The organism is Aquitalea pelogenes, assembly GCF_001515305.1.
In the GTDB taxonomy this organism is placed as follows: domain Bacteria; phylum Pseudomonadota; class Gammaproteobacteria; order Burkholderiales; family Chromobacteriaceae; genus Aquitalea; species Aquitalea pelogenes.
Genome location: NZ_LNQV01000036.1, coordinates 1 through 16405, shown reverse-complemented (window position 1 = coordinate 16405; position 16405 = coordinate 1). Strand labels below are relative to the sequence as shown.

Below are 16405 nucleotides of genomic sequence, written 5' to 3'. Positions count from 1 at the left end.
GGCAAGATATCCGTCGCAAGAGGAAGCCGGCCTAGCTCTTCCGGGGGAGGTGCAGGATCAGCGGGACGGTCATTTCGGCAGCGCTTACCCCACCATGCTGGCCTGGCAGGTGCAGTGGCCTTTCCTGCGGCAGGGTGTCGCGGATACTCCAGTCCTCGCGCGCCAGCAAGGTGACATCACCGCAACGGCTGCCCAGTTGCGGATGTGGTTCACCCGGTCCAAAGACTCCATCTTCCAGTAGCAGTTTGCTGTCCAGTACCCAGCAGGCATCTTGCAGCTGTTGCTGGGCTTGTCGCATGAAGTCGTTTTTCAGCCCCGGTTTGACATGACAGAACACGGCCCGGCGCTCGCCGGACAATGGTTGTGCCAGCATGGCATATAGCGCGGGGAAGTCCTGGTCCAGACTGATCATGCGCGTGCGCGGTGTGTCGATAAACCCATGATCGGCGGTGACCATGATGGCAGTGTCTGTCTGCTCCGCCACGTCCACCAGCTGGGCGAAGGCCGTATCCAGCTGGTCAAACAGAGAATGCACGGCAGGGGAGTGACAGCCCTGGCGATGCATCAGGCTGTCAAGCTGAGGCAGGTAAAGATAATGGAACGCGGGCACATCACTCTGCTGCAGGCAGCTCGCCAGCTGTGCAAACGCATCATCAATATCTCGATAGCCGGTGCGTTGCACGCTTCCTGCATGGTGCAGGCTATAGGGTGAATCGGCGATGTACTGCGGTTGCAGAATGTGTGCGGACCGGCCAAGTCGTGGTAGCAAAGGCGGGCAGGCCAGTAACTGCCCGGCCAGTTGCTCCGGTCGCAGTGTGCTGTCATCCGGGTAGCGTACCGACATGGGCAATGGGGCAACAATGTGCTCCTGTCTGTCCGGTATTGTCTGGCAATGCAGATGCCAGCCAATCAAGCCGTGGCTGGCGGGGGGCTGGCCGGTCAGCAGTGTGGTGATGGCGGCAGCCGTGGTTGCCGGAAACACGCTGCTCAAGGTCGTGCACTGCTTGCGTTGCAGCACGCTGTCGGGGCCAAGCGTGCGCAATTGCTGCTCGCCCAGCCCATCGATGAGCACCAGAACCACATGCTTGTGCTGGCCGATGCCTGACAGCCAGGGTTTAGATAATCTGGCATGTCCGCTCTGCGGCCCGCCAAGCTCATGGCTCAGGCTGGTCATCAGGTTGAGCAGGCTGCCACCTTGATAGTCGGGCCAATGGCTGCCGGGGCAAAAACGGCTCAGTGCAGAGGGCATGGGGGCTCGCATGACGGCTGAAATTCAGCCAGCTTACAGGCATACTGTGCCGACTTGAATCCCTGGTTTTTCATATGACCCAAGCCGAGCAAAACATCTGCCAGCGCTGCGGTGCCTGCTGTGCAGCCTTTCGCGTGAGTTTTCACTATTCCGAACTGGACACCGAGCCGGGAGGGCGTGTGCCGGCTCGCCTGGCCGATGAGGAGACTTCCACCATCATGCGCATGCGTGGAACCGACTATGTGCGTCCGCGCTGCATTGCCCTGGTTGGCAAGGTTGGTGAGTCGGTCAGCTGTGGCATTTACAGCGACCGCCCTTCGCCGTGTCGTGAGTTCGGCGCGCGTGCCAGCATTGGTGTGTATGAAGAAGCCTGTAATCGCGCTCGGGCTCAAAACGGATTGCCGCCATTGCAACTGGACTAAGTGCCACTATTCAGACTGGGAAAGAATTTTTCACCAGCTATCCTGAAACCATGCCGAACATGCGATCTGATCCAGCCGCTGTTTGGTGTCTTGTCTCCACCTCGGCCAGCCAGCAGGGCGGTTGACCGAAGCTGCCCCGGCCAGTATGCCGGGGCTTTTTTGTGCCAATAAAAAACCGGGCCATGGCCCGGTTTTGTTGTCAGCACTGGGTGCTTGCTTAGCGACGTTCCACTGCCAGCGCCACGCCCATGCCACCACCGATACACAGCGTAGCCAGGCCTTTCTTGGCATCGCGACGCTGCATTTCGTGCAGCAGGGTAACCAGTACACGGCAGCCGGATGCGCCAATCGGGTGACCCAGGGCAATGGCACCACCGTTGACGTTGACCTTGTCGGCAGACCAACCCAACTCGCGTGCCACACCCAGGGCCTGGGCGGCAAAAGCTTCGTTGGCTTCCACCAGATCCAGCTCTTCCACGGTCCAGCCCGCTTTTTCCACGGCCTTGCGGGTGGCGGCAACCGGGCCGATACCCATGATTTCCGGAGCGCAGCCGGTGAGGGAGTAACCACGAATCACAGCCAGCGGTTTCAGGCCCAGTTGATCTGCCTTGGCAGCGGTCATCAGCATCACGGCAGCGGCTCCATCGTTAATGCCCGAGGCATTGCCGGCGGTCACGGTGCCGTCTTTCTTGAAGGCCGGACGCAGCTTGGCCAGGGTTTCGGCCGTGGTGCCGGCCTTGATGTATTCGTCGGCATCAACGGCAACCGGGTCGCCCTTGCGTTGCGGCACCAGCACCGGAACGATTTCGTCCTTGAACTTGCCTGCTTTCTGGGCAGCTTCGGCACGGTTTTGCGATGCCAGAGCCAGCGCATCCTGTTCTTCACGGCTGATGCCGTATTTTTCTGCCACGTTTTCCGCAGTAATGCCCATGTGGTACTGGTTGTACACATCGGTCAGGCCGTCGGCCACCATGGTGTCCACCAGCTGGGCATTGCCCATGCGGAAACCATCACGCGAACCCGGCAGGATATGCGGGGACAGCGACATGTTTTCCTGACCACCGGCAATCACGATTTCAGCATCGCCATTGGCAATGGCCTGGGCTGCCAGATGAACTGCACGCAGGCCGGAGCCGCATACCACGTTCAGGGTCGTGGCCGGGGTGGTGATCGGCAGGCCGGCCTTGAGCAAGGCCTGGCGGGCCGGGTTCTGGCCGACACCTGCGGTCAGTACCTGACCCAGAATCACTTCACTCACGTCTTCCGGCTTTACGCCGGTCTGGGCCAGCAGGCCCTTGATGACGGTGGCGCCCAGTTCGGGGGCCGGAACTTTGGACAGTGCACCACCAAAGCTGCCTACAGCGGTACGCAGGGCGGCAACAATCACGATTTCTTGCATAGCTAACTCTCCGTTATGGTTCTGCGGTGGGGGCCCCTGTCAGGAGCATGTGCCCGGCATGCGTGTGCCGGGCATCGGAAGATTATTGCAGGCTGGCTACCGTGCTGGGCATGGCTTTGGCCAGGACATAAGTGCCAGGTGCGGCTACCAGCGCCGGGAACTCCTTGCTGCCAGCCACTTTGGGCGCGGCAATCTTTTTGCCGGATTGCGGGGCCAGCCAGCTGTCCCAGTCCTTCCACCAGCTGCCCGGACGGCTTTCTGCGCCTTCCAGCCAGACTTCCGGGTCGTCCACCAGGTTTTCATTCACCCAGTAGTTGCGCTTGTCCTTGGTGACCGGGTTGATGGAACCGGCAATGTGGCCGGAAGCGCCCAGCACGAAGCGGCGCGACGGTGCGCCGGTCATGTACTTGATGCCGGAGAAGGCCGATTTCCACGGCACGATGTGGTCTTCACGGGCGGCAAAAACATACAGCGGGATGTCCAGCTTGCTGATGTCGATGGGAACATCACACAGGGTGATGGCGTTTTTCTTCACCAGCGCATTGTTCAGGTAGAACTGGCGCAGGAAGAAAGTGTGCATCGGCAACGGCAGATCGACGGCGTCATTGTTCCAGTACAGGAGGTCGAACGGTGCCGGGGTTTTGCCCAGCAGGTAGTTGTTGACCACGTAGTTCCATACCAGATCGTTGGCGCGCAGGCTGGCAAAGGTACGGCCGATTTCCTTGCCGCTGACAATGCCGCCGCTGGCCAGCTTGGCTTCGCGGCTGGCCACCAGGTTTTCGTCGATGAAGACCTTGATTTCACCTGGATCAGCATGATCAACCAGCGAGGTCATGAAGGTGGCGCTGTCAATCAGCTTGATGCCCTTGGCCTGCATCACACACAAGGAGGTGTTGAGGATGACGCCGCCAACGCAGAAGCCCAGGGCATTCATGCTTGGTTGCTTGGTGATTTTCTTGACGGTTTCGGCTGCGGCAATCACGCCTTTTTCGATATAGCTTTCCCAGGTGAAATGCTTCATTTCCGGGACAGCCGAACGCCAGCTGATCAGGAATACCTTGTAACCCTGGGCGACGAAGTGGCGCACCATGGAGTTGTCCGGCTGCAAGTCCATCAGGTAGTACTTGTTGATGCAGGGCGGAACGATGAGCAGCGGCTTTTCGTATACCTCGGTGGTGGTCGGGGTGTACTGGATCAGTTCGATCAGCTCGTTACGGAAAACCACCTCGCCCGGTGTAGTGGCGATGTTCTTGCCGATCTCGAACTTGCTTTCGTCCGACATCGAGATATGGCCTTTCTGGATGTCCTCGGCCATGTTCTTCATGCCTTCCACCAGGCTTTCGCCCTTGGTTTCCAGCGCCCGCTTGATGACTTCGGGGTTGGTCAGCATGAAGTTGGTCGGTGCCATGGCATCCAGATACTGGCGAGTGGCAAATGCCAGTTTTTCCTTGGACTCGTCTTCCAGTTGCGACTGGTCAACCAGCTCTGTCATCCACTTCGATGTTTGCAGATAGCTTTGTTTCAGGAAGCTGTAGAACGGGTGCTCGTTCCATTCCGGTGCGGCAAAACGGCGATCGCTGCTGGCAGCAGGCGCTACGGCGGCCTCGGCCGGTTTCTGGCCAAGGAATTGCAGCCACATGTTCATTTGCTGCTGGTAAAGATTGGTTTGCATGGCCAGCATCTGGTTGGTGTTGCTCACCATCTGGTTCCAGGCGCCGGAAATGGGATTGGCTGCTGCGTCCAGCGGCATGCCTGCGGTCATCGAATTGACAAACTGCTGCATCCACTGCTGGTTGGCCTCGGAGAGGCTGGAGAAGAAACTCTCGAGAGAAGCGGTCGTTTCCTGAGTCAAGGTACATCTCCTTAACATGCCGTGAGAGGTGGGTGGATACGTGCTGCCCGGGTGGCCTCTTGGTGTTGCCACCGTCGGGATACCTGCTGACTGTAACAGGACTGTATGACAATTTCACCGGGAGGCGGTAAGCCGCCATGAAAAAATCCATGCAGGGAGTCGGGCTGTTGCGGCAATGCACAATTCATGTCCATGTCCTTAACCCAATACCAACGCGATTTCCGGCCGCCTTGGCGTGTAAAGGCCATCAGGTCAGTCATGGCGGGCGGCATGGTAGCAGGGAATGCCCATGTGATGACATACGTATATTCATCAATCAGCTCCCGCAAGCATGTTACATCTGGGATAATCGGTCGCTTGAATCGTAAGGAGTACATCATGGCCGTTGTCATGCTGGATGGCGAAGCGCAGCAAGTCAGCAATATTTTCTGCATTGGCCGCAATTACGCGGCACATGTGGCTGAATTGGGCAATCAGCTGGAGGAAGAGCCGCTGGTGTTCCTGAAGCCCACTTCGGCGCTTACGCTGAGCGGGCAGCCCATGCGTTTGCCTGCCTATTCTGCTGATGTGCACCATGAGTGCGAGCTGGTGCTGCTGATCGGCAAAGATGGCAGTGATATTCCCGCTGCGGATGCCTTGTCTCACATTGCGGGCGTGGGCATCGGCCTGGACCTGACCGCGCGTGATGTGCAAAGCGAGGCGAAGCAAGGCGGCAAGCCGTGGACCAAGGCCAAGGGCTTTCGCCATGCGGCTTGCGTGTCCGATTTTGTCGGCAGTTCCGATGTGGATCTTGGCCAGCCCTTCAGCTTCAGCCTGCAGGTGAATGGTGAGACCCGTCAGCAGGGCGATACCAGCCTGATGCTGTATCCGCTGGCCACCATCATCAGTTATCTGTCGCAGGTTTATGGCCTGACCGCAGGCGATCTGATCTACACCGGCACACCGCAAGGCGTGGCAGCCCTGCACGCGGGGGATGTGCTGCACCTGCAACTGGACGATGTGGTAAGTGCCGACTGGACGGTGAGCGCATGAGCCGCCAGCGCGAGCAGGACGAAGACGACGGCAAGGTGCGGCTGGACAAATGGCTGTGGGCGGCGCGTTTTTACAAGACGCGCCAACTGGCCCACGAGGCGCTGGAACTGGGCCGGGTGCTGGTGAATGGCGAGCGGGTGAAGGCTTCGCGGATCGTGCGCGAGGGTGATGAACTGCTGCTGCGCATCAACCAGCTGGAATACCGCATTACCGTGCTGCAACTGGCCACCCAGCGTCGTCCGGCCAAGGAGGCCGTGCTGATGTATCAGGAAGACGAAGCGGGCAAGGCTGAGCGCGAAGAGCGCATGTTGCTGCTGAAGGCCGAACATGCCAGCTTCCCGCATGGCGAAGGCCGCCCCACCAAAAAGGCCCGGCGCGATATTTCCCGCTTCAAGGGCTCCCTGTAATGACCATGCCACCGTTGCTGATGCCGGGCGGTGGCAGCTTTATCTGATTGTGTATTGATGTCTGCCTCATCTGCTGTTGCTGCGCCCTCCCTGCGTCCTTTTGCGCTGTTCTATTTTGCCTATTTCGCCTTTCAGGGCTTGTTCGGCCCGTTCTGGGGCTTGTATCTGGAGTCTTTGTCATTCTCTGCACTGCAGATTTCCGTGCTGATGGCACTGTCCACGCTGGCGCGTATCGTGGCACCCGGTTTCTGGGGCTGGCTGGCGGACCGGCAGGGGCGGCGACGGGCCATCATCATCAGCACCTCGCTGTGTTCGGCGCTGGCCTTTGCGCTGGTGGGGCTGGGCAATGGCTTCTGGTGGATTTTCACCAGTCTGGCGGTATCGCATTTCTTCTGGGCCGGGGCCTTGCCGCTGGTGGAAGCCAGCACAGCCTACCTGACACGTGCCCAGCCGGGCCGCTACAGCCGGGTACGGGTGTGGGGCTCCATCGGCTTTGTCTGCCTGTCCATGGTGGGTGGTTATGTGCTGGACCTGATCCATCTGGCCAATCTGCCCTGGGCCTTGCTGCTGTTGCTGGCATTCATCGTGTTGGCCGGCTGGTTCGTGCCGGATGTCAGCAATCCTCGCCATCATCAAGCAGCCGGGCCGATCTGGCAGACCTTGCGCCAGCCACGGGTGCTGGCCTTGTTTGCCTGTTGCTTCCTGATGGCTTATGCCCACGGGCCTTATTACACCTTTTATTCCATCGGCCTGCGCCATGCCGGTTATGACAAGGGTGCCATCGGCTTGTTGTGGTCGGTGGGGGTGATCAGCGAAATCCTGGTGTTCCTGCTGATGCCGCGCATCATGGGTCGCTTTTCGCTGGAGCGGCTGATGCTGGCCTCACTGCTGACCGCCGTATTGCGCTTTGTGCTGATTGCCTGCGCGGTGGAGCAGCCGATGCTGGCGGTGCTGGCGCAGAGCATGCATGCGCTGACCTTCGGCCTGCACCATGCCACTTCGGTGGGCTTGATTCACCGCCTGTTTGCCCAGCAGCACCAGGGCCGGGCGCAGGGCTTGTACATCATCGCCTCGTTTGGTGTGGGCGGTAGTTCCGGCGGGCTGGTTGGCGGTTTGTTGTGGCCGCATGGCGGCATGTTGCCGACGTTTGGCATGTCGGTAGTGGCCGCCGTGCTGGGCGTGCTGGTGTGCCTGCGCTGGTTGCGGCCGGAACCCTGCACCAAGCCTACAGCAGCATGATCAGCTTCAGTTCCGGTGCCGCAGCCAGATTCAGCGTCAGCTGCTGATACACCAGTCGTCCGCGTTGCGGGTGGTTGAAGGCGCGCTCGCCGCCTTCGCGGCCTTGTACGTCATGCTGCTGCCACAGCGTATCGAATTCCGCACTGCCCTGACGCAGGGTGTCCAGCCATTGCCGGATGCTGTTTTCCTCCAGCCGCTCACCCGCATCGGCGCGAAACTCTGCCACCATGCGCCGCGCCCGTACCGGCCAGTCCTCTACCAGCTGGCGTGACTCGGCGCGCAAAAACATGAAATCCAGCAAATTGTGCCGTGCCAGTGGCTGATCCAGCCAGCCGCTGAACAATTCCGCCGCCAGTGTATTCCAGGCCAGCGCATCCCAGTTGGCATCCAGTACATAAGCCGGTGCGCCGATGACATTTACCGCGTCACGCAAGGCCTGACGCGATTGCGGATTGCGTTCGACAGGCCTGTCCTGCGGGTTTTTCAGTCCAGCCAGCTTGAATAGGTAATCGCGCTCGGCATGGGTCAGCAACAGCGCATCGGCCAGACGTGACAGGGTGGGGGCGGATACCGACTGACTGCGTCCCTGTTCAATCCAGGTCAGCCAGGTGGGGCTGATGCCACACAGGGCGGCAACTTCTTCCCGCCGCAAGCCCTTGGCGCGGCGTCGGCTGCCCGCTGGCAAGCCAGCCTGTTGCGGGCTGACCCGTTCGCGATGGGCGCGGATGAATTCGCCCAGCGGGCTGGTGGTTTTACTCTGGCTCATGTTGATTCCTGATTGAATTTCCACTTTAACGTGGTAGTGCCAGTACTAGTATAAATGCTTATCTTGTACTAGGAAAAAAGCTGCGAGATGATGTGTGCCAACAGCAGCCAAACACTGTGGCGCACAACGGCCAGGGCAAGCAGGACAGCCTTGTGGCGGTAATGATCAGCGTGACAGAATGGCTGCCTTGTATCCGGCAAACCGGCGGTGTTGCAACCGCCATTTCACGAGCAGGAAGCCATGACAGCACAAACTCTTTACGACAAGCTCTGGTCCAGCCATGTAGTGCGGGAAGAGGCCGACGGCACGGTTCTTCTTTATATCGACCGCCATCTGGTGCACGAAGTCACCAGCCCGCAAGCCTTTGAAGGCCTGAAACTGGCCGGTCGCGGCCTGTGGCGTGTGGATTCGGTGGTATCTACTGCCGACCACAACACCCCGACCGACCACTGGGACGAAGGCATCAAGGACCCGATCTCCCGTCAGCAGGTGGAAACCCTGGACGCCAACATCAAGTCCTTTGGCGCGCTGGCTTACTTCCCGTTCAAGGACAAGGGGCAGGGCATTGTGCATGTGATGGGGCCGGAACAAGGCGCCACTCTGCCGGGCATGACCGTGGTCTGTGGTGACAGCCACACCTCCACCCACGGTGCCTTTGGTGCGCTGGCACACGGCATCGGCACTTCGGAAGTGGAGCACGTGATGGCCACCCAGTGCCTGGTAGCCAAGAAGTCCAAGAACATGCTGGTGAAGGTGAATGGCCCGCTGCCTGCCGGCATTACCGGCAAGGACGTGGCGCTGGCGATTATTGGAAAAATCGGCACCGCCGGCGGTACCGGCTATGCCATCGAGTTCGGTGGCGAAGCCATCCGCAGCCTGTCGATGGAAGGCCGCATGACCTTGTGCAATATGGCCATCGAAGCCGGTGCCCGTTCCGGCATGGTGGCGGTGGATGAAAAGACCATCGACTACGTAAAGGGCCGCCCGTTTGCCCCCACCGGCGCACAGTGGGATGCTGCCGTGGCTTACTGGAACACCCTGCATTCCGATGAAGGCGCGCATTTCGACGCCGTGGTGGAGCTGGACGCCAGCGACATCAAGCCGCAAGTGACCTGGGGCACCTCGCCGGAAATGGTGACCGATATCGACGGCATCGTGCCGGACCCGGCTGCCGAAGCCGACCCGGTGAAGAAGGGCAGTATTGAACGCGCGCTGGCCTATATGGGTCTGACTGCCAATACCCCGGTGAAAGACATTCCGGTCGACATCGTGTTTATCGGCTCCTGTACCAATTCCCGCATCGAAGACCTGCGCGAAGCCGCTGCGGTAGCGCGTGGCCGTAAAAAGGCAGCCAGTGTGAAGCAAGTGCTGGTGGTGCCGGGTTCAGGTCTGGTGAAGGCGCAGGCCGAGGCCGAAGGGCTGGACAAGATTTTCATCGAGGCAGGTTTCGAATGGCGCGAGCCGGGTTGCTCCATGTGTCTGGCCATGAATGCCGACCGTCTGCAACCGGGCGAGCGTTGCGCCTCCACCTCCAACCGCAACTTCGAAGGCCGTCAGGGGCAGGGTGGGCGTACCCATCTGGTGAGCCCGGCCATGGCAGCAGCGGCAGGGGTGACCGGCCATTTTGTTGACATCCGTCAGCTTTAATTCTGCGAAAGGAATTCATCCATGAAAAAAATTGCACTCAGCCTGTTTGTGACCATCCTGCTGTCTGCCTGCAATACCTTACACGGCGCGGGTGAAGACCTCAGACAAGGCGGCCAGGCTGTCGGCCATGGCATCCAGAAGGCCGGTCAGGCCATCGAAAACGCTGCCCAGTAAGGGCAGCCTGATTCGGAAAGAATCTCATGAAAGCATTCAACAAACTTGACGGGCTGGTGTGCCCGCTCGATCGCGCCAATGTCGATACCGACGCGATCATCCCCAAGCAGTTTCTCAAGTCGATCAAGCGCTCCGGCTTTGGCCCCAACCTGTTCGACGAGTGGCGTTATCTGGACCATGGCGAACCGGGCATGGACAACAGCGTACGTCCGCTCAATCCGGACTTCGTGCTCAACTTCCCGCGCTACGCCGGTGCGCAAGTGCTGCTGGCGCGCGAAAATTTCGGCTGTGGTTCCAGCCGCGAACACGCGCCGTGGGCACTGGACGACCAGGGCTTCCGCGTGGTGATCGCCCCCAGCTTTGCCGACATCTTCTTCAACAACTGCTACAAGAACGGCCTGTTGCCCATCGTACAGCCGGCTGAAGTGGTGGATCAGCTGTTCCGCGAATGCGAAGCCAGCGAAGGCTACCGCCTGACGGTGGATCTGCAAGCGCAGACCATCACCACCCCGTCCGGCCAGTCGTTTGCCTTTGACATCACCGAGCACCGCAAGCACTGCCTGCTGGGTGGTCTGGATGAAATCGGCCTCACCTTGCAGCACGCGGAAGAAATCAAGTCTTACGAGGCGGCCCGCCGCCAGTCCCAGCCCTGGTTGTTCCACCAGGTCTGAACAGGAGAATGACATGAGCCAGAGCGCACACGCAGAACACGTCCAGCAACAATTCGGTGCCCAGGCGGCAGCCTACCTGCACAGCCAGGTACACGCCCAGGGCGCGGAGTTTGCCCAGCTACAGCAAGCCGTGCGCGAGCACGGTGCTGCACGGGTGCTGGACCTGGGCTGCGGTGCCGGCCATGTCAGCTTCCAGGTGGCCGAACATGCTGCCAGCGTAGTGGCCTACGACTTGTCCGCCAGCATGCTGCAGGTAGTGGCGGACGAGGCGGCATCCCGTGGCCTTGGCACGCTCACCACCCGGCAAGGCGCGGCCGAACAACTCCCGTTTGCCGATGGTGAGTTCGACTTCGTGTTCAGCCGCTACTCCGCCCACCACTGGGGTGATCTGGGCCTCGCGCTGCGCGAGGCGCGCCGGGTACTCAAACCCGGAGGCAAGCTTGCCTTCATCGACGTGATGTCGCCCGGCCAGCCGCTGCTGGATACCTATCTGCAAGCAGTGGAAGTGCTGCGCGATACCAGCCATGTCCACAACTACGCCATGGCCGAATGGCTGGCTGCGTTAAGCGGTGCCGGCTGGCAAGTACAGCAGGTGACGCGGCAAAAGCTGCGGCTGGAATTTGGCGTGTGGGTGGAGCGCATGCGCACACCGCAAACCCTGAGCGAGGCCATTCGCCTGTTGCAGCAGTCGGTGGGGCAGGAAGTGCGCGACTACTACGCCATCGAGGCAGATGGCAGCTTTACCGTCGACGTGATTGTGCTGTGGGCGGCGTGAAGATTTCAAAATACTCAGTAATCAGAGACAGCAAAGGATAAATCATGAAAATCGCCGTATTGCCGGGTGACGGCATTGGTCCGGAAATCATTGCCCAGGCACGTCGCGTGCTGGATGTACTGCGTCAGGACGGCCTGCCGATCGAGCTGGAAGAAGCCCCGCTGGGCGGTGCCGGCTATGACGCCTATGGCGTGCCGTATCCGGAATTCACCCAGAAGCTGTGCCGTGCAGCCGACGCCGTATTGCTGGGCGCGGTAGGCGGCCCGCAATACGACACGCTGGATCGCCCGCTGCGTCCCGAGCGCGGTCTGCTGGCCATCCGCAAGGACCTGAACCTGTTTGCCAACCTGCGTCCGGCCATCCTGTACCCGGAACTGGCCAATGCCTCCACCCTGAAGCCGGAAGTAGTGTCGGGTCTGGACATCATGATCGTGCGCGAACTCACCGGTGACATCTACTTCGGTCAGCCGCGCGGCATGGGTGTGAACGAGCAGGGCGAACGCGAAGCCTTCAACACCATGCGCTACAGCGAAAGCGAAGTGCGCCGCATCGCTCACGTTGCCTTTGGCATTGCCATGAAGCGCAACAAGAAGCTGTGTTCGGTGGACAAGGCCAATGTGCTGGAAACCACCGAGTTCTGGAAAGAAATCATGATCGACGTGGCGCGCGAATACCCGCAGGTAGAGCTGAGCCACATGTATGTGGACAACGCCGCCATGCAGCTGGTGCGCAACCCCAAGCAGTTCGACGTGATGGTGACCGGCAACATCTTTGGCGACATCCTGTCCGACGAAGCCTCCATGCTCACCGGCTCCATCGGCATGCTGCCGTCGGCCTCGCTGGACCAGAACAACAAGGGTCTGTACGAGCCTTCACACGGTTCCGCACCGGACATCGCCGGCAAGAACCTGGCCAATCCGCTGGCCACCATCCTGTCTGCCGCCATGATGCTGCGCTATACCTTCGCCCAGGAAGAAGCAGCCCAGCGTGTGGAAAATGCGGTCAAGAAAGTATTGGCCCAGGGCTACCGTACCGGTGACATCTATGAGGAAGGCTGCCAGAAAGTCAGCTGCTCCGGCATGGGTGACGCAGTGGTGGCAGCGCTGTAAAAAAAACTTCACCCTGATAGGGTTGACCCCATTGCCACCTGCGCTATCGCGCTGCACAATGGGGTAATAAAAATACTTGGCCCGCTGGCGCTTGCGTTAACGGGCCAATCGCAACTTTAGAGACAGATCCCAGGAGAAACCCGTGAAAGTAGGCTTTGTAGGCTGGCGTGGCATGGTTGGTTCCGTGCTGATGCAACGTATGCGTGAAGAGAACGATTTCGCTGTCATCAACGAACCGGTGTTCTTCACCACTTCCAATGTCGGCGGCAAAGGCCCGGACATCGGCCGTGATGTACCGGCGCTGAAAGACGCCAAGAACATCGACGAACTGAAGGCAATGGACGCCATTGTCACCTGTCAGGGCGGCGATTACACCAGCGACATCTATCCGAAACTGCGTGCCGCCGGCTGGACTGGCTACTGGATCGACGCCGCTTCCACCCTGCGCATGGCTGACGATGCCGTCATCGTGCTGGACCCGGTCAACCGCAATGTGATCGACAGCGCACTGGCCAAAGGCGTGAAAGATTACATCGGCGGCAACTGTACCAACTCCATCATGCTGATGGGCATGGGCGGTCTGTTCCGTGAAGGTCTGGTGGAGTGGGTTTCCTCCATGACCTACCAGGCAGCTTCCGGTGGTGGTGCCAACCACATGCGCGAACTGATCAAGGGCATGGGCGTGGTACACGCTGCCGTGGCTGACGAACTGGCTACCCCGTCGTCCGCCATTCTGGAGATCGACCGCAAGGTGGCTGCTGCCATTCGCGAAGACGTGCCGACCGAATTCTTCGGCGCCCCGCTAGCTGGTGGTCTGATCCCCTGGATCGACAAGCAGCTGGACAACGGCCAGTCCAAGGAAGAATGGAAGGGTCAGGCTGAGGTCAACAAGATTCTGGGTACCGACGCCACCATTCCGGTTGACGGCCTGTGCGTACGTATCGGTGCCATGCGCTGCCACAGCTTGGCGCTGACCGTGAAGCTGAAGAAAGACCTGCCGCTGGAAGAAATCGAAGCCATCATCAAGTCCGGCAACGACTGGGTGAAGTGGGTACCGAACGATCGCGAAATCAGTGTCAAGGAACTGACCCCGGCCGCCATCACCGGCGGGCTGGAAGTGGGTGTGGGCCGCGTACGCAAGCTGAACATGGGTGGTGAGTACCTGTCCGCTTTCGTGATTGGTGACCAGCTGCTGTGGGGTGCGGCCGAACCGCTGCGCCGCATGTTGCGTATCCTCATCGAACGCTGATTCGGGTTAAAATAGTCGCAACGCTTTTTTTCAGACGGTAATCTGCCGTTGTCGACTACACTGCAAAGGGCGCTTCATGCGCCCTTTGCTATTGGCTGAGGTAATATCAGCCTTTTCAGGAATGTAAGGATTTATTCGGATGATGCAGCTTGCTGTAGTAGGTGCCGCTGGCCTGGTTGGCCAATCTGTTCTCGAACTGCTGGCCGAACGCCAGTTCCCGGCAGAACGTGTGTTTGCCGTTGATGGCCCGGAACATGAGGCGTCTACCGTTGCTTATGGCAATCTGGAACTGGACATCCGCCAGCTTGATGAATTCGGTTTCGAGAATGTGGCGCTGGCCATTTTTGTCGCCGGCAGCGCTGTTGCGCGCGAATATGTCCCGCAAGCCCGCGCCGCAGGCGTGACCGTGATTGACTTCAGCGATGCCTACCGGCTTGATTCGGAAGTGCCGCTGGTGGTGCCCTCGGTCAATGGCAGCCAGCTGGAAGGGCTGGAGGCCGGTGCGCTGGTGGCTGCACCCAATTGCACCGTCACCCCGCTGGCCATGGCGCTGCAACCCTTGCTGCCATTGCAGCCGCGTCGTCTGACTGTTTCCACCTATCAGTCGGTATCCGGTGCAGGGCAGAAGGCGCTGGAAGAACTGGCCGAGCAAACCACCGCGCTGTTTTCACAGCGGGATTCCGAAAATACCGTTTTTGCCAAGCGCATTGCTTTTAATGTCTTGCCGCAGATTGGTGATGTCGATGCCGATGGTCATTCGGATGAAGAACGCTCATTGAGTGCCGAATTGCGTCGTCTGCTGCAGCAACCCGAACTGCAAGTGGAGGCCAGTTGTATTCGCGTGCCGGTATTCTTTGGCCATGCCTGGTCGGTAAACCTGGAAGTGGCGGCTGATATTGATCTGGCCCAGGTACGTAATCGTTTGCTGGCAGCCGGCTTGCAATTGATTTCGGCAGATCAGCACGGCGGTTACATTACCCCGATGGAAGCAACCGGTAATGATGGCGTCTGGATTAGCCGTTTGCGCAAAACCGGAAATTCCATCAGTTTCTGGCTGGCTGCCGACAATGTCCGTGTGGGGGCCGCACTCAACTGTGTTCTGCTGGCCGAGTCCTTGTATAAAGCAGGACTGTTTGAATAAATGTAAAGCCCCGGGTTATCCGGGGTTTTCTTGTTATGTTATCTAGCTAAAAGCTTGGCTAGGGCCTAATATGGCACTAGTTGCCAGTTTTGTGCCTGTGCGGGTAGAGCAGGCGATATAAAATCAAGATAAATGAGTGCCGGAAGGTAGACTGTGAATAATCAGGCAAAATTCAAGCTGAGCGTACTGGCAGTAGCCATGCTGTGTTCGGCAAATGTATGGGCCGGTCTTGGCAGGATCAATGTGCGATCCTACCTCGGGGAGACCTTTCACGCAGATATCGAGTTGACCGGCGTGCGCGCAAGCGAGCTGGAAACGGCGCGTATCGGGCTGGCCAGTCCGGATACGTTCAGGGACTTGAATGTCGATTACAGCGGCAGCATGTCGGCACTGCGCTTTCATGTTGTCCCTTCTGCACGCGGTGCAGTCATCCGGGTAAGCTCTGCCACACCCATCAACGACCCTTACCTGCGTTTTGTGGTAGAAGCCAAGACCAGTTCTGGCCGTTCGGTCCGCGAATACACGGTGCTGCTGGATCCTGCCAGCTATAACGCGCCACAAGCCAAGTCCATCGTGCAGGACATGCCGCAGTATGCCGAGGATAATCTTTCCAGTCGCTATGCCGGTAAACAGGCCAAGGCTGCACATGCCGCTGCCGCCACCCCCGGTGTGGTGCAAACCCGCTCCGGCTCCACCCTGCGTGGCATGGCCGTACGCATCAAGCCGGCCGGCGCCTCGACTGAACAAACCATGGCGGCCCTGGTACAAGCCAATCCGCATGCGTTCAATGATGGCAATCCCAACAAGCTAAAGGCCGGTGTCACCATGAAGGTGCCCGCTGCCGGCAAGATCAAGGCGCTGAGCGCCGAGCAAGTCAATGGCATCCTGCATGCGGATGGCACTGCTGCACCAGCGGCTGCTCCAGCTGCCGCGCCTGCAGCGGCAGTGGCCAAAGCGCCGCCAGCAGCCAAGGGCAAGAATGGTGATGTACTGAAACTGGTGCCTCCCGAGGCTGCCGGTGCACAGCCTGATGGCAAGCTGTCGGTATTGGAACAACAGGTTTCTGCGCGCGAACAGTCGCTGAAAGATGCAGAAGCGCGCATTGCCGCCCTGGAACAACAACTCAAGTCGCTGCAAAGCGGTAAGCCCATGGCATCGCAAGCTGCTGCTGCGGTACCGGCCACCTCCGCTCCTGTCGTCGATGCAACTGCAAGCACGCCGGCCGTTGCCCCGGCACCGGTTGCTGCGCGCACCCAACCGTCGGTGCGCCAGC

Annotated in this window: 16 protein-coding genes; 12 read left to right on the top strand and 4 right to left on the bottom strand. The window is 59.7% G+C overall.

Going from position 1 to position 16405, the window contains the following annotated elements:
- Positions 1-31: 31 nt before the first annotated feature.
- The gene (locus AWT75_RS14805) at positions 32-1249 is read right to left on the bottom strand and encodes an alkaline phosphatase family protein (protein WP_239689616.1); all 1218 of its coding nucleotides are present in this window, start codon (positions 1247-1249) and stop codon (positions 32-34) included.
- Between the two features lie 74 nt (positions 1250-1323).
- On the opposite strand from AWT75_RS14805, the gene AWT75_RS14800 reads away from it, so the two are divergent.
- A complete protein-coding gene (locus AWT75_RS14800) occupies positions 1324-1671 on the top strand; it encodes a YkgJ family cysteine cluster protein (protein WP_062789965.1) in 348 nt (115 codons plus the stop codon).
- Between the two features lie 217 nt (positions 1672-1888).
- Here the strand turns inward: AWT75_RS14800 and AWT75_RS14795 are convergent, their stop codons facing one another.
- On the bottom strand, positions 1889-3070 hold the full coding sequence (locus AWT75_RS14795; protein WP_045845227.1) for an acetyl-CoA C-acetyltransferase: 1182 nt from the start codon (positions 3068-3070) through the stop codon (positions 1889-1891).
- An 82-nt stretch (positions 3071-3152) separates the two neighbouring features.
- Positions 3153-4853, bottom strand: coding sequence for a PHA/PHB synthase family protein (locus AWT75_RS14790; protein WP_420835428.1), 1701 nt, complete (start codon positions 4851-4853; stop codon positions 3153-3155).
- 447 nt (positions 4854-5300) lie between these two features.
- Here AWT75_RS14790 and AWT75_RS14785 point away from each other — a divergent pair, with 447 nt between their 5' ends.
- Genes AWT75_RS14785 through AWT75_RS14775 form a run of 3 tightly spaced genes read left to right on the top strand, consistent with a single transcriptional unit; the run spans position 5301 to position 7600 of the window.
- Positions 5301-5954: a fumarylacetoacetate hydrolase family protein gene (locus tag AWT75_RS14785; RefSeq protein ID WP_062789959.1), complete on the top strand. Its 654-nt coding sequence runs from the start codon at positions 5301-5303 to the stop codon at positions 5952-5954.
- Positions 5951-6361: an RNA-binding S4 domain-containing protein gene (locus tag AWT75_RS14780; RefSeq protein WP_062789956.1), complete on the top strand. Its 411-nt coding sequence runs from the start codon at positions 5951-5953 to the stop codon at positions 6359-6361. Before AWT75_RS14785 ends, AWT75_RS14780 begins: the two co-directional genes overlap by 4 nt.
- Before the next feature lie 57 nt (positions 6362-6418).
- Positions 6419-7600: an MFS transporter gene (locus AWT75_RS14775; protein ID WP_062789952.1), complete on the top strand. Its 1182-nt coding sequence runs from the start codon at positions 6419-6421 to the stop codon at positions 7598-7600.
- On the opposite strand, the gene AWT75_RS14770 is transcribed toward AWT75_RS14775, so the two are convergent.
- On the bottom strand, positions 7587-8366 hold the full coding sequence (locus AWT75_RS14770) for a helix-turn-helix transcriptional regulator (protein WP_045845222.1): 780 nt from the start codon (positions 8364-8366) through the stop codon (positions 7587-7589). The genes AWT75_RS14775 and AWT75_RS14770 overlap by 14 nt on opposite strands.
- A 240-nt stretch (positions 8367-8606) precedes the next feature.
- Between AWT75_RS14770 and leuC the strand changes: the two genes are divergently transcribed.
- From leuC to AWT75_RS14735, 8 genes are all read left to right on the top strand, one after another.
- On the top strand, positions 8607-10013 hold the full coding sequence (leuC, locus tag AWT75_RS14765) for a 3-isopropylmalate dehydratase large subunit (protein ID WP_045845221.1): 1407 nt from the start codon (positions 8607-8609) through the stop codon (positions 10011-10013).
- Between the two features lie 21 nt (positions 10014-10034).
- Positions 10035-10187, top strand: coding sequence for an entericidin EcnAB (locus tag AWT75_RS21345; protein ID WP_131359253.1), 153 nt, complete (start codon positions 10035-10037; stop codon positions 10185-10187).
- Positions 10188-10213: 26 nt separating this feature from the next.
- Complete coding sequence (gene leuD / locus AWT75_RS14760; protein ID WP_062789949.1) at positions 10214-10858, top strand: 3-isopropylmalate dehydratase small subunit; 645 nt, start codon at positions 10214-10216, stop codon at positions 10856-10858.
- 13 nt (positions 10859-10871) lie between these two features.
- Positions 10872-11633, top strand: coding sequence for a class I SAM-dependent methyltransferase (locus AWT75_RS14755; protein ID WP_062789946.1), 762 nt, complete (start codon positions 10872-10874; stop codon positions 11631-11633).
- 44 nt (positions 11634-11677) lie between these two features.
- Positions 11678-12742 (top strand): 3-isopropylmalate dehydrogenase, encoded by a 1065-nt coding sequence (gene leuB / locus AWT75_RS14750; RefSeq protein ID WP_045845218.1) that lies wholly within the window; start codon positions 11678-11680, stop codon positions 12740-12742.
- A 142-nt stretch (positions 12743-12884) separates the two neighbouring features.
- A complete protein-coding gene (gene asd / locus AWT75_RS14745; RefSeq protein WP_082086297.1) occupies positions 12885-13991 on the top strand; it encodes an aspartate-semialdehyde dehydrogenase in 1107 nt (368 codons plus the stop codon).
- A 139-nt stretch (positions 13992-14130) separates the two neighbouring features.
- A complete protein-coding gene (locus AWT75_RS14740; RefSeq protein WP_062789943.1) occupies positions 14131-15132 on the top strand; it encodes an aspartate-semialdehyde dehydrogenase in 1002 nt (333 codons plus the stop codon).
- 153 nt (positions 15133-15285) lie between these two features.
- Positions 15286-16405, top strand: a 1120-nt coding sequence (locus tag AWT75_RS14735; RefSeq protein ID WP_275575750.1) for a type IV pilus assembly protein FimV, incomplete at its 3' end; no start/stop codon positions are given.